Annotated in this window: 14 protein-coding genes; 6 read left to right on the top strand and 8 right to left on the bottom strand. The window is 72.0% G+C overall.

Annotated features, from left to right (window positions below; translation table 11 throughout):
- The first annotated feature begins 244 nt into the window (after positions 1-244).
- Positions 245-1150, top strand: a complete 906-nt coding sequence (locus AC1DUQ_RS07395; protein WP_477062344.1) for a LysR family transcriptional regulator — start codon at positions 245-247, stop codon at positions 1148-1150.
- A gap of 71 nt (positions 1151-1221) precedes the next feature.
- Here the strand turns inward: AC1DUQ_RS07395 and AC1DUQ_RS07390 are convergent, their stop codons facing one another.
- A complete protein-coding gene (locus tag AC1DUQ_RS07390; RefSeq protein ID WP_477062345.1) occupies positions 1222-2154 on the bottom strand; it encodes an aldo/keto reductase in 933 nt (310 codons plus the stop codon).
- A 1-nt stretch (position 2155) separates the two neighbouring features.
- Positions 2156-3016 (bottom strand): aldo/keto reductase, encoded by an 861-nt coding sequence (locus AC1DUQ_RS07385; protein ID WP_477062346.1) that lies wholly within the window; start codon positions 3014-3016, stop codon positions 2156-2158.
- A 139-nt stretch (positions 3017-3155) separates the two neighbouring features.
- Here AC1DUQ_RS07385 and AC1DUQ_RS07380 point away from each other — a divergent pair, with 139 nt between their 5' ends.
- Both AC1DUQ_RS07380 and nrdI read left to right on the top strand, forming a co-directional pair.
- Positions 3156-3773 carry a CG0192-related protein gene (locus AC1DUQ_RS07380; RefSeq protein ID WP_477062347.1) on the top strand — a complete coding sequence of 206 codons (618 nt, stop codon included), beginning with the start codon at positions 3156-3158 and terminating at the stop codon, positions 3771-3773.
- A gap of 115 nt (positions 3774-3888) precedes the next feature.
- Positions 3889-4377, top strand: a complete 489-nt coding sequence (gene nrdI, locus AC1DUQ_RS07375) for a class Ib ribonucleoside-diphosphate reductase assembly flavoprotein NrdI (protein WP_477062348.1) — start codon at positions 3889-3891, stop codon at positions 4375-4377.
- Between the two features lie 55 nt (positions 4378-4432).
- Here the strand turns inward: nrdI and AC1DUQ_RS07370 are convergent, their stop codons facing one another.
- The 3 genes from AC1DUQ_RS07370 to AC1DUQ_RS07360 are packed head-to-tail and all read right to left on the bottom strand — an operon-like array spanning position 4433 to position 6255.
- On the bottom strand, positions 4433-4810 hold the full coding sequence (locus AC1DUQ_RS07370; protein ID WP_477062349.1) for a DUF2255 family protein: 378 nt from the start codon (positions 4808-4810) through the stop codon (positions 4433-4435).
- Positions 4807-5214, bottom strand: a complete 408-nt coding sequence (locus AC1DUQ_RS07365; protein WP_477062350.1) for a (R)-mandelonitrile lyase — start codon at positions 5212-5214, stop codon at positions 4807-4809. Before AC1DUQ_RS07365 ends, AC1DUQ_RS07370 begins: the two co-directional genes overlap by 4 nt.
- Before the next feature lie 27 nt (positions 5215-5241).
- Positions 5242-6255, bottom strand: coding sequence for a zinc-dependent alcohol dehydrogenase family protein (locus AC1DUQ_RS07360; protein ID WP_477062351.1), 1014 nt, complete (start codon positions 6253-6255; stop codon positions 5242-5244).
- A 172-nt stretch (positions 6256-6427) separates the two neighbouring features.
- Between AC1DUQ_RS07360 and AC1DUQ_RS07355 the strand changes: the two genes are divergently transcribed.
- Together AC1DUQ_RS07355 and AC1DUQ_RS07350 are read left to right on the top strand one after the other, a co-directional pair.
- On the top strand, positions 6428-6886 hold the full coding sequence (locus tag AC1DUQ_RS07355; RefSeq protein WP_477062352.1) for a MarR family winged helix-turn-helix transcriptional regulator: 459 nt from the start codon (positions 6428-6430) through the stop codon (positions 6884-6886).
- Positions 6887-6900: 14 nt separating this feature from the next.
- Entirely contained in the window at positions 6901-7851 is a 951-nt protein-coding gene (locus AC1DUQ_RS07350) for a hypothetical protein (RefSeq protein ID WP_477062353.1), read from the top strand.
- A gap of 32 nt (positions 7852-7883) precedes the next feature.
- Here AC1DUQ_RS07350 and AC1DUQ_RS07345 read toward each other — a convergent pair whose 3' ends face one another.
- Positions 7884-9560 (bottom strand): sensor histidine kinase, encoded by a 1677-nt coding sequence (locus tag AC1DUQ_RS07345; RefSeq protein WP_477062354.1) that lies wholly within the window; start codon positions 9558-9560, stop codon positions 7884-7886.
- Between the two features lie 219 nt (positions 9561-9779).
- Here AC1DUQ_RS07345 and AC1DUQ_RS07340 point away from each other — a divergent pair, with 219 nt between their 5' ends.
- The gene (locus AC1DUQ_RS07340; protein ID WP_477062355.1) at positions 9780-11252 is read left to right on the top strand and encodes a glutamate synthase subunit beta; all 1473 of its coding nucleotides are present in this window, start codon (positions 9780-9782) and stop codon (positions 11250-11252) included.
- A gap of 19 nt (positions 11253-11271) precedes the next feature.
- Here the strand turns inward: AC1DUQ_RS07340 and AC1DUQ_RS07335 are convergent, their stop codons facing one another.
- Both AC1DUQ_RS07335 and AC1DUQ_RS07330 read right to left on the bottom strand, forming a co-directional pair.
- Complete coding sequence (locus AC1DUQ_RS07335) at positions 11272-11556, bottom strand: DUF4334 domain-containing protein (RefSeq protein WP_477062356.1); 285 nt, start codon at positions 11554-11556, stop codon at positions 11272-11274.
- Between the two features lie 133 nt (positions 11557-11689).
- The coding region (locus AC1DUQ_RS07330) for an IclR family transcriptional regulator domain-containing protein (RefSeq protein WP_477073581.1) at positions 11690-11977 on the bottom strand (288 nt) is incomplete at its 5' end.

The raw sequence follows: 11977 nt of genomic DNA, 5'->3' as shown, positions 1-11977 counted from the left end.
GCCCGTCGTCGAGCAGCCCAGCGTCGCTCCGGCGGTGCCGGCGCCTGCCCCGAGCGCCACGCCGACCACGACGCCGACGCCGACGCCGAGCAGCAGCCCGACCGCTTCCGCGGGGCCGTCCGTTCCGTGACGTGCCCGTAGGCGCCGTGGACCTCCCCCTGGTTCCGGGGTGAGCGTCCGTCCACTCTTCGCCCCGAGGGGATCAGAGGATAGTATTCATCGATTCTACTGATGGGTGGGCGGCATGGAACTTCGACAGCTGGAGCACTTCGTCGCGGTGGCGGAGGAGCGTCACTTCACCAAGGCGGCCGAGCTCCTGCAGATCTCGCAGTCGGGACTGTCGGCGTCGATCAGGGCCCTGGAGAGCGAGCTGTCGGCGACGCTGTTCGTCCGCAGCACGCGCCGGGTCGAGCTCACGGCAGCGGGTGACGCACTGCTCCAGGAGTCGTACCGGACGCTCGCCAGCGCCGCGGCCGCGCGCGAGGCGGTCCAGTCCGTGCAGGGCCTGATGTCCGGCACGGTCGCGGTCGGCAGCGAGCAGTGCCTCGGCGTGGTCGACGTCCCGCACGAGCTGGCCTCATTCCACCAGCAGCATCCCGGGGTGGGTGTACGACTCGGCTTCGCCGGCTCGTCGGCGCTGCTCGCGGACGTCGCCGCGGGGCGGCTCGACCTCGCTCTCGTCGCGGTGTGCGGGGCTCCGCCGCCCGGCATCACGCTTGAGGCGCTGATGCGTCGCCCGTTCGTGGTGCTCTGCCGTCCCGACGACTTTCCGTCCGACGTCGAGTCCGTGTCGGTAGGTCAGCTCGCAGGTCACCGGCTCGTCGGCTTCCAGCCGGACTGGGCCGCCCGCATCCTGACCGATCGCCTGCTGGAGTCGGGCGGCCTCCCGTCGAAGGTCGACCTCGAGGTCAACGACGTCCACACCCTGCTCGACCTCGTCGAGGCAGGGATGGGCATCGCCCTCGTCCCGCAGACCGTGGCGGCCAAGCGGCCCGACCGGCTCCGAGCGATCCGGCTCACCGGCGAGCACGTGCCCAGCTGGGATGTCGCGGTGGCGGTGCCCGCCCATCGCGGACCGGCCGCGGAGGCTCTGCTCGCTCAGCTGCGGATCGCCGCGCGAGAGGCAGGCGGCAGCCCGTCAGAGTCGTGACGGACCCACGGACGGCGGACGACCGGGGGAGCGCCTGGCGTGGGCGCCCCCCGGCCGCACCGCTGTCCGCGTCACGGCACGCGGTGCCCCGCGGCGCGGAACAGCTCGTACCACTCGGCCCGCGTCAGCGGGAGCTCGGACCCGAGCGCCGCACCGCTGATCCGGTCCGGCGTCGTCGTGCCCAGGACGACCTGGATGCCGGCCGGGTGCCGGGTGATCCATGCGGTGGCGATCGCGATCGGCGGGACGTCGTAGTGCGCCGCGAGGCGGTCGACGACCGCATTGAGCTCCGGGTAGTCCTCGTTGCCCAAGAACGGCCCGGTGAAGAAGCCCGACTGGAAGGGTGACCACGCCTGAACGGTGATGTCGTTCAGACGGCAGTAGTCCAGCAGACCACCGCCGTCGAGCACGAGGGACTGATCCAGGCCCGCCATGTTGGCCGCGACTCCCTGCGCCACCAGTGGTGCGTGGGTGACCGAGAGCTGCAGCTGGTTGGCGACCAGCGGCTGGCGTACCGAGCGCGTGAGGAGATCGATCTGGCGTGGCGTGTGGTTCGAGACGCCGAACGCGCGGACCTTGCCGGACGACTCCAGCTCGTCGAAGGCGCGCGCCACCTCGTCGGGTTCGACGAGCGCATCCGGTCGGTGCAGGAGCAGGACATCGATGCGATCGGTGTCCAGCGCCGTGAGCGATCCCTCGACCGACGCCAGGATGTGCTCCGCGGAGAAGTCGAAGTAGGGCCCCTCCCGGACGATCCCGCACTTGGTCTGGATCGTCCAGGCGTCCCGTTCGGAGGCGCTGAGGTGCATCGCCTCGGCCCACCGGCGTTCGCAACCGTGCAGGGTCTCGCCGTACACGTCGGCGTGATCGACCATGTCGATCCCCGAGTCGCGGGCGGTGCGCACGATCTCCCGGACGTCGTCGTCGCTCTTGCCGTCGATGCGCATCATGCCGAGGACGACGTTCGACGCGGTGATCCCGTCCGCCAGCTCCAGGGTGCGCATCTCAGGTCGCCGACAGCGTCGCGAGCTCGTCGGCCGTCAGCACGAGATCGGCCGCCGCGGCGGAGTCCTGGATGCTGGTCGGACGCGACGCGCCAGGGATGGGGATGACCACGGGAGCGAGCGCGATCTCCCACGCCAGGGTGACCTGGTGCACGCTCACACCGCGGCTGGCAGCGACCCGCCCGAACGGCGCGTGCCGCGTCGCGAGCTCTGCGGCGTTCGAGATGCCGCCGAGCGGCGACCAGGGCAGGAACGCGATGCCGAGCGCGGCGCAGTGCTCGAGCTCGCCGAGACTGGAGCGGAAGGCCGGCGAGAACTGGTTCTGCACCGACGCCAGCCGGCCGCCCAGGATCCGCTGGGCCTCGTCGATCTGTGCGACGTTCGCGTTGGAGATCCCGGCCATCTGGATGACGCCCTCGTCGAGCAGGTCGACCAGCGCCCCGACGGAGTCGGCGTAGGGCACCCGCGGGTCCGGCCGGTGGAACTGGTACAGGCCGATCGCGTCGAGCCCGAGCCGCTGGGCCGACGCCTTGGCTGCAGCCTTGAGGTACTCCGGGTGCCCGTCCTGGGTCCAGGTGCCATCGCCCGGGCGCAGGTGCCCGCCCTTGGTCGCGACCAGGACGTCCGAGGTGTCGGCGCCGTAGCTGCGCAGGGCCTCGGCGATGAGCTCCTCGTTGTGCCCCACCTCGTCGGCGTGCAGGTGGTAGGCGTCCGCGGTGTCGATGAGGGTGACACCCGCGTCGAGGGCGGCGTGGATCGTCGCGACGGATCGCTCCGGCTCGGGACGGCCCTCGATCGACATCGGCATGCCGCCGAGACCGACGATCGAGACGGTCCGGCTACCCAAGGTGCGTTGCTGCATTGCTTCCTCCTGATGACTGACTGACGCAACGACGCTAGAGATTCGAGATATATCTGTCCAACATGACAAGACGATGGGTTTCAGAACTCGCTCAGATCAATGCAGGTGGTCCTGCGGTGTGTCACGTTAGGGTCGGCCGATGGCCCTGATCCACCGCGCCACCATTCGTCCGACCAAGGCGGAGCTGCTCACCGACTGGGTTCCGACCCAGCCCTGGGGAGAGCAGGAGCTCGAGCTGGTCGGTGCGTACCGGTTCGACGATCCGGACGGCGAGGTCGGCATCGAGAGCCACGTCCTGTCGACTGCCGGCGGGCACCTTCTCCATGTTCCGCTGACCTATCGCGGTGCTCCGCTGGACGGAGCGGAACGGTTCCTGATCTGCACGATGGAGCACTCGGTGCTCGGGCGGCGTTGGATCTACGACGCGACCGGAGACCCCGTCTATGCCCGCGTGCTCGCGTCCGTGCTGCTGGCGGGTGCTGACCAGGCCGACGAGCTCGTCGAGGGTGCCGCCGCCCCGCGCGAACCGAGCGTGCGCGTGACCGGGAGCGGCGCTCGCTCACGTGAGGTCCCGCCCATCAGCGAGGTGACTGCGTCCTCGGATGACTCGACGACAGTCATGGAGCTGTCCGGGGCCTTCCGCATCGTCATCTGCCGTCGTCTCGCCCGGCATGCGACTGCCACCGACCGTGAGTCCACCCTCACGGGCACGTGGTCGGGGCTCGAAGCGCCCGTCTTGCTCGCCTACGTGGACTAGCGCCGCGGCGGCGACTTCCGGATCGCTCAGCATGACGCACGCGACTCCGCTCGCTGAGCACGTCGCACCCCGATGGTCCCGGGCACGTGCCTCTGCGGGGTGGTTGCCTACGGTGATGAGGCAGACGCCGATCTACTACTACTCGTCGACGTCCGGCTTGGTACGCACGTTCGTCGATCGGCTGGGCCGACCCGCGTTCAACCTGGCCGAGCGAGAGCACCGACGCGCAGAGGTCGACGGACCGTGGGTCCTGCTGACGCCGTCGTACAAGACGGGCAACCCTGACAACGACACGATCCCGGAAGCCGTGCGACGGTTCCTTGCCTCGCCGGTGAACAGACGGCGGCTGGTGGCCGTGATGGGGTCCGGGAACCGGAACTTCGGGACGTACTACCAGCACGCGGCGAGACTCATCGCCACGCGGTCCGGGCGGCCGATCTTGTTCGAGTTCGAGCTCGCCGGCACCCCGTGGGACGTCGAGGAGGCACGGGGGCTCATGGCCGCGCTCGACGAGCGGCTCGCCGCAGGTCGATCCCGCCAGGACGACCGTGCTCCCCGCATTTGCGAGGCGGCACCGCGCGAGCGGGCACCCGAGACGGCATAGGTCGGAGCCGACGAAGCCGGTCCTGTGATCGCGCGACGATGCGGCCGCGCGTCGATCAGGGCGTCGGGACGACGCGCAGCGTGACCTCGGCGGCGCTCGGGCCGACGATCGCGCCGACGGGTCCGGGTCCGTAGCGGTCGTACTTGGCGTGCAGCGCCGCGTCGATGGCGGCGTGAGGCGCGTCGAGCCCGTCCTCGAAGACCACGTCCTTCTCGACGGAGCCGATGCGCACCCGGCCGGTCCCGGACTCCGTGGCCCGACGGAACCAGCCGTTCTGCGGCCCGTGCGCCGAGCGGATGTAGACGTCGTCGCCGAGGGCGGTGAACCAGATCGTCACGAAGGCCCGCAGGCTGCCGTCCGGGCGTCGGGATGCCACCTGGAGCTCGTCGACCCTCGCGATCGTGCGCAGGTCGTCTGCTGTCCAGCCGCTCATGCGCCTGTCCCTTCGTACTGCTCGGGGGTGACCTCGTCGGCCCAGTCCGTGTCTGGCCCGGTGCTCTCGTCGCCGATCTCCCACATGGCCAGGTGGGTCATGAAGCGGTCGGGGACGGCGCCGTGCCAGTGCCACTCGCCCGGCGGGGTCCAGACCGTCTGGCCCGGGTGCACCTCGATGACACGCCCGTCACGGGTGCCGACCCGGGCGGTGCCCTCGGTGACGTGCAGGGTCTGGCCGCGGGAGTGGCGATGCCAGAACGTGTGCGCGCCGGGCGCGAACCGCACGGCGTTCACGCGCAGCCGTGCGGGTTCGGGCGGTGCACCCAGGACGTCGAACCAGACGTCCCCGGTGAACCACGTCTCGGGGCCCTTCTGCGTCGACGGCAGCGGAGTGATCTCCATGTCGTCCTCCATTCCTTCGTGTCGTCGTCAGGGCTGCAGCAGGACCTTGATCGCCCGACGCTCGTCCATCGCCCGGTAGGCCTCGGCCACCTCGGAGAGGGGGAGCGTCAGGTCGAACACCTTGCCGGGGTCGATCTGCCGGGACCACACCAGGTCGATCAGGTGCGGCAGGTAGGCGCGCACGGGTGCCGGGCCGCCTCGGCTGCCCTTGTTGGACCAGAAGATCTGCTCGGTCGGCAGGTCACCGTGCGGGACGCCGACCAGGCCGATCATGCCGCCGGGTCGTGCGCACGCGACGGCCTGCAGGCGTGCCTCCTCGGTGCCGACGCACTCCAGCACCGCATCGGCGCCGATGCCCTCGGTCAGGTCGCGGACCTGGGCGAGTCCGGCCTCGCCGCGCTCGGCGACGATGTGGGTGGCGCCGAACTCGGTGGCGACCTTCTGGCGGTCGGCGTGCCGGCTCATCGCGATGATCGTCGTCGCCCCGAGCTGCGCCGCGGCCAGGACGCCGCTCAGCCCGACGGCGCCGTCGCCGACGACCACCACGCTCGTCCCGGGGCCCACCCCGGCCGAGACCGCGGCGTGCCACCCGGTGGCCATCACGTCGGACAGGGCCAGCAGGCTCGGGACCAGGTCGGGATCGGGCTGCCCGGGGGTGGCGATCAGGGTGCCGTCGGCGTTCGGGATGCGGATCTTCTCGGCCTGGCAGCCGTCGAACCCGCCACCGCGCTGGCAGGCGGAGTGCATGCCCTTGCGGCACACCGGGCAGGTGTTGTCGCTGTGCAGGAACCCGCCGACGACGAAGTCTCCGGGCTTCACGGTGGTGACCGCGTCGCCGACCTCCTCGACGATCCCGACGTACTCGTGGCCGATCGGGACGGGCTTCGACACGTCCGCGAGCCCGCGGTACCGCCACAGGTCCGAACCGCACACGCACGCGGCGACCGTGCGGATGACGGCGTCGGTGGGCTCGATGATGGCCGGGTCGGGGCGCTCCTCGAAGCGCACGTCGTGGGGTCCGTAGATGATGGCTCCTCGCATGGAACCCATAGAACCTCGCTCTGCGGATGGCCGGGAGGGCCTGTCGGTACCCCCCTGCGTCCGGCCACACCGTGTGCGAGGAGGACGACGACGCTCGGGCCTGGATCGCGAACCCGGTGCGCCGCTGACGGATCGACTCCCAGGCGGGTGCTTCACCTGTAAAGTAATTCGCGTGGACGTCAAAGGAGATGGAGCGCCGCTGAGCGAGCAGGAGCGGGCGTTCCTGCGCGCGCTCGCTCGGGCGCTCGTGTTCGTGCCGCGCGCGCTGGAGGCCGACCTCGGCCGCGAGCACGGGCTGTCCATGAGCGAGTACTTCGCCCTCATGTACTTGTCGGAGTCTCGGTCCGGCGGCCTGCGGATGGGAGACCTCGCCTCCCGGAGCGCGCTGAGCCTCGGTGGAGTCACGCGCGTGGTCAAGCTGCTCGAACGCAAGGGGCTCGTGGAGCGCAGGCGGACGCCCGCCGATGGCCGGGGCTACGAGGCCGTGCTGACGGAGGCGGGCCGTCGCCGGCTGGACGCCGTCCAGCCGGCCCAGGTGGCCAGCGCGCGTCGGCGGGTCTTCGACAAGCTGCAGGGCGTCGACCTGCGCGAGGCGACAGCGATCGTGTCCGTCCTGAGCCAGGACGACTGAGGAGAGGACGGGCCGTGCCGACGACCAGCGCAGGGACGAGCGAGTACGACAGGTTCGGTCCGTGGATCGACCAGGTGCGCACGCGGGACGACGTGCCTCGGCTGTTCCGCGACGACCCGGTCGACGTCGCCGGCGCACGCCTGGTCCTCAAGGTCCCGCGCAACATCGCCCGTCGCGATGCGACTCCGGACATGGACCTGTACGACCACCTGCTCGTCCTGGAGCCGGACGCGCTCACCGTGCTCAGCCGGCGGGGCGGACCCCAGGACGCGGTCGGAGGCTACGACCGGGTCCGCGTGCCGCTGGGACAGGTCGTCGCCGTGCGCGACGTGGTGAACCTGCTCGACGGCCGACTCACGGTGAGCACCCCCGCCGGCGACCTGCTGTCGATCCGCTACAACGGCTCCGCTCGGGCCAGCATCGGAGTGCTGGTCGATGAGCTGCGTGCCGCCGCGGCCGGTCGTCCGGCGAGTCCGGTGGGCGCGGCACTGCGGGCGTCGGGCACGGCGCTCGCCACACCGGTCCCGCCGTACAGCATCGGCCGGGACGACCTCGCCCTGGTCAGCGACCTGCACGAGCTGGAGCGTCGCCACCCCGGCGTGACCGTGTGGAGCCTGCACGGCAGGACGGCCCTGACTCCCACGCGGGGCGGTGCGATCGCTCGCGCCCGGAACGCGCTGTCACCGGCGACGCTGCACGGGGCAGTCCTCGCGGGTGACGCGACGGCTCTCGAGGTGCTGGGGCGTCACGACTGGGTGCTGCGCGGGCGCAGCCCGGTCCACTCGGCCTCGCGCACGGTGATCCCGTGGAGCGCGCCCGAGCACCTCACCGTCGCACCCCACCCCGACTAYGAGCGAGCCACGCTCGTCACGTTCACGACGGGTGCCTCCGAGGTGCGTCTCGTGGTCCCGACGGGGTCCGCGGCCGAGCAGCTGTTCGCCGGAGCCGTGCAGCGTCGTCCCTGAGAGGTCACGATCGAGGTGGCTACCCGCCCTGCTCAGTCCAGGGGCGCTGTCCACCGCAGCAGCGCCCCACGGCCCGACGGCGGCCTCTGCAACGAGAAGGTGCCGCCGGACTGCCGGGCGCGGATCGCGAGGTTCTTCGTCCCGGAGGCGCGGGTGGGCGCGGCCGGGACGCCGACGCCGTCGTCCTCGACCTCCACGATGATCGAGCCCTGCGGCGGCGACGTGAGCATGAGCCGGACCGCGACCGAGTTGGAGTGGGCGTGCCGCGCGGTGTTCGACAGCGCCTCTCGGACCACCGCCACGACGTTGTTCGCCCGCCCGGGCGCCACGAGGTCGTCGAGGAGGGACGGCGCGGGCGACCACGGGGCGCCGTCGGCCAGGGAGTCGCCGTCGACGCTGATCAGCAGCGACGGGGCGAAGCCCAAGGAGGTGCGGGCGAGCTCCACCTCGGCGGCGACACGCTCCACGAGCGGGGTTCCCACCCCGCCGTCGTCCAGGGTGCGCACGACCACCCGGATCTGCTGGATCCCGGCGTCGACGAGGCTCAGCGCGGAGTCCAGCGTGCGGGCGAGCGCGGGCGGGAGGGGCTCGTCGGTGCTCGTCCGGGCACTCTCCAGCTGCATCCCGGCGGCGAAGAGCTGCTGGATGGCGAGGTCGTGCAGGTCGCGGGCGATGCGGGTGCGCTCGTCATCCAGCACGGCGCGCCCCTGCGCCCGGCGGGCCTCGGCGAGGACGAACGCCAGCGCGGCCTGGGACGCGAACGTCCGGGAGAGCGCGAGGTCGCTGTCGGTGAAGGGTTCCGCGCCCGCGCGCCGCAGCAGCAGCATGACGCCGACGCTCTGGCCGGCAGCGCGCAGCGGCGCGAACAGGGCGGGCCCGTACCGCGCGAGGGCCGGGTCGGCGGCGCCGTCCATGCTGGTGACGAACAGCCCGGCGCCGTCGTCGAACGCCGAGCGGACGCGCTCGTCCTCCGTCAGGTCGAGACCGAGGAGCTCCTGCTCGCCGACGCCGGACACGATCTCCAGCACCAGCTCGCCGCGACGGCCGGGAAGCACGAGCGCGGCGGTGTCCGCCTGGTCGATCTCCCGTGCCGACGAGGCGATGCGGACGAGCACGTCCTCGTCGCCGGCGTCCTCCAGCAGCATGGTCGTGATCACCTGCGCGGCGGTCAGCCACTGCTGCCGGCGGCGCTCGAGGGCATAGAGCTGCGCGTTCTGCACGGCGACCGCGGCGGCTGCGGCCAGCGCGAGGACCACTGACTGGTCCTGGTCGTGGAACCCGCCCGTCTTCTCCGAGAGGTACAAAGTCCCGTACCTCGCACCGCCGACGCGGACGGCCGCACCGAGGAACGAGCCCATCGGCGGGTGGCCGGGTGGCAGGCCCCGGAACGCCGGGTGCGCCGAGAGGTCCTCCAGACGCAGGACGCCTTCGTCGGGGATGCTGCCCAGCACGCCCCAGGCGTGCGGCGGATGCCCCAGGAAGGCGGCCGTGGCGTCGTCGACTCCGCTCTGCACGAAGGTGGTCGACGTGCCGCTCTCGTCGACGATGTTGATGGCGCCGTACCGTGCGCCCGTCAGCTCTGTGCTCGCCACCACGAACCTCGTGAGCAGGCTCTGGATGTCCAGGTCCGCCGCGAGACCCAGGATGGCGTCGAGGAGGGCGACCTCACTGTCGGAGGGCGCACTGCCGCTCGACTCGTCGACGCTCACGATCGGCCTCCTGGAGTCGAGGCGCACCGGGACGGGGTGCGCGAGGGACCAAGGTCCCATGCCCGAACGTCAGCGACCAACTGCCACGCCACGCGGCCGAGCGTCCACCGGGACCTTCGGCTCGGCGGGCGCACCGTCGGGACCCATAAGGTGCGTCCAGGTCAGGACCGTCGCGGGCGCACGCCCGGCGCCGAGATCCCGGCTCGAGGAGGCGGCGACGTGGCGGACCCCCGGGGATTCCTGAAGACCCGGCAGCGCGAGCTGCCGACCGACCGGCCCGTCGACGTGCGCATCATGGACTGGCGCGAGGTGCACGCCCACCGCGCCGGCCACCCGGACGACCTCACGATGGTGACCCGCCAGGCGGGTCGCTGCATGGACTGCGGCATCCCGTTCTGCCACAACGGATGCCCGCTCGGCAACGTCGTGCCGGACTGGAACGACCTCGTCTGGCGCGGCCAGTGGGCCGACGCGAGCGACCGCCTGCACATGACCAACAACTTCCCGGACTTCACCGGCCGGCTCTGCCCCGCCCCGTGCGAGACGGCGTGCGTGCTCGGCATCACCGAGCCGCCGATCACGATCAAGAACGTCGAGGTCACGATCGCCGACGAGGCGTTCGACCGCGGGCTGGTCCAGCCGCAGCTGCCGCAGTGGATGACCGGCAAGACGGTCGCGATCATCGGGTCGGGACCCGCCGGGCTCGCGGCGGCGCAGCAGCTGACCCGGTCCGGGCACACGGTCGCCGTCTTCGAGCGGGCGGACCGCCCTGGTGGTCTGCTCCGGTACGGCATCCCCGAGTTCAAGATGGAGAAGCGGCACGTCGACCGGCGCCTGGCGCAGATGGAGGCCGAGGGCACCCGGTTCCACAACGGCGTGGCCGTCGGCACGGACGTCACCGGCAAGCAGCTGCGCGACCGCTACGACGCGGTCGTCCTGGCGGTCGGGTCGACGATCCCGCGTGACCTGCCCGTGCCCGGGCGCGACGCCGGCGGCGTGCTGCAGGCGATGCAGTACCTGGTGCCCGCCAACCGCGTGGCGCTCGGCGAGGTCGTGGAGGGCCAGCCCCTCGCCACGGGCAAGGACGTCGTGGTGGTCGGCGGTGGCGACACGGGGGCGGACTGCGTCGGCACGGCGATCCGGCAGGGCGCCCGGTCGGTCACGCAGCTCGAGATCATGCCGCGTCCGCCGCAGGAGCGCCCGGCCACCCAGCCGTGGCCGACGTACCCGATGATCTACCGCGTCGCCAGCGCCCACGAGGAGGGTGGCGAGCGCGTGTATGCCGTCAGCACGCAGGAGGTCCTCTCTGACGAGGACGGGCAGGTGCGCGCGATCCGCCTGGTCGAGGTCGAGCTCGTCGACGGGCGGTTCCAGCCGGTCGAGGGATCGGTGCACGAGATCCCCGCGCAGCTGGTACTGCTCGCCATGGGCTTCACGGGTCCGGAGCGGGGATCGCTGCTCGACCAGCTCGGCGTCGACCTGACGGAGCGGGGGACCGTCGGGCGGGACGACGACTTCGCCACGAACGTGCCGGGGGTCTTCGTCGCGGGCGACGCCGGTCGCGGCCAGTCGCTGATCGTGTGGGCGATCGCCGAGGGCCGATCCGCCGCGGCGGCGGTCGACACCTACCTGTCGGGGCTGACCGAGCTCCCGTCGCCGATCCGCGCGAGCACGGGGGCGCTCCGGCCCTGACCGACAGGGGCTCCGCGCGTCAGGCCTCCTGGTGCGCGTCCGCGCCGACCCTGTGCAGCTGGAACAGGTAGGGCTCCGCCATCCCGCGGGAGTCCATGGCGCCCAGAACCGTGTCGTCGTCGACGGCGCGGAAGGCGTCGATGACGGGGAGGTCGTCGTAGACCATCGCCGCCGACACCACGCCGCGGTAACTCACGTCACGCAGGCGCGCGCGGGGTCGACGCGTCGACATCAGCGGGCGGGCCAGGGCGAACACGCCGGCCGCCGGCGGGGTGCGCAGCAGGGGAGCCGCCCGCAGCACCACCGCGAAGGGGACCAGGGCAGGGTCGATGCTCGTCAGGCCGCGCCGGGAGTGGAAGACCAGCGGCTGGACCCGTCATGGGCGCCTCCTGCGGACGGTGGACCAGGCTGGCACGACGCCGGTCAGCGGTCTCGGCTCAGCGCACCATGCTGTGGTCGTACTCGGGTGACAGCCGCGCCTTGACGCTCAGGAGCGTCTCGATGATGAAGTCCTCACGGCCGGCCAGGCGGCTGATCGGCACGGCGACGCTCACGCCGTCGACCGCGGGGCGGGCGAACGGCAGCGCGACCCCGAAGCAGCGCACCCCGATGCACGACTCCTCGCTCTCGGTCGCGTAGCCGAGCCGCGCGGCGTCGTCGATGATCCCGAGCAGGGCGTCCCGGTCGGTCACCGTCTGGGAGGTGATCGGCGCGATCGTCTGGGG

The organism is Cellulomonas sp. P4_B5_2 (assembly GCF_056402235.1).
Note: the sequence above shows the minus strand (reverse complement) of the source record. Positions and strands in the feature narration are given on the sequence as shown.

Coding starts and splice junctions, on each gene's coding strand:
- AC1DUQ_RS07395 (WP_477062344.1), top strand. CDS start 245: ATGGAACTTCGACAGCTGGAGCACTTCGTCGCGGTGGCGGAGGAGCGT.
- AC1DUQ_RS07390 (WP_477062345.1), bottom strand. CDS start 2,154: ATGCGCACCCTGGAGCTGGCGGACGGGATCACCGCGTCGAACGTCGTC.
- AC1DUQ_RS07385 (WP_477062346.1), bottom strand. CDS start 3,016: ATGCAGCAACGCACCTTGGGTAGCCGGACCGTCTCGATCGTCGGTCTC.
- AC1DUQ_RS07380 (WP_477062347.1), top strand. CDS start 3,156: ATGGCCCTGATCCACCGCGCCACCATTCGTCCGACCAAGGCGGAGCTG.
- nrdI (WP_477062348.1), top strand. CDS start 3,889: ATGAGGCAGACGCCGATCTACTACTACTCGTCGACGTCCGGCTTGGTA.
- AC1DUQ_RS07370 (WP_477062349.1), bottom strand. CDS start 4,810: ATGAGCGGCTGGACAGCAGACGACCTGCGCACGATCGCGAGGGTCGAC.
- AC1DUQ_RS07365 (WP_477062350.1), bottom strand. CDS start 5,214: ATGGAGATCACTCCGCTGCCGTCGACGCAGAAGGGCCCCGAGACGTGG.
- AC1DUQ_RS07360 (WP_477062351.1), bottom strand. CDS start 6,255: ATGCGAGGAGCCATCATCTACGGACCCCACGACGTGCGCTTCGAGGAG.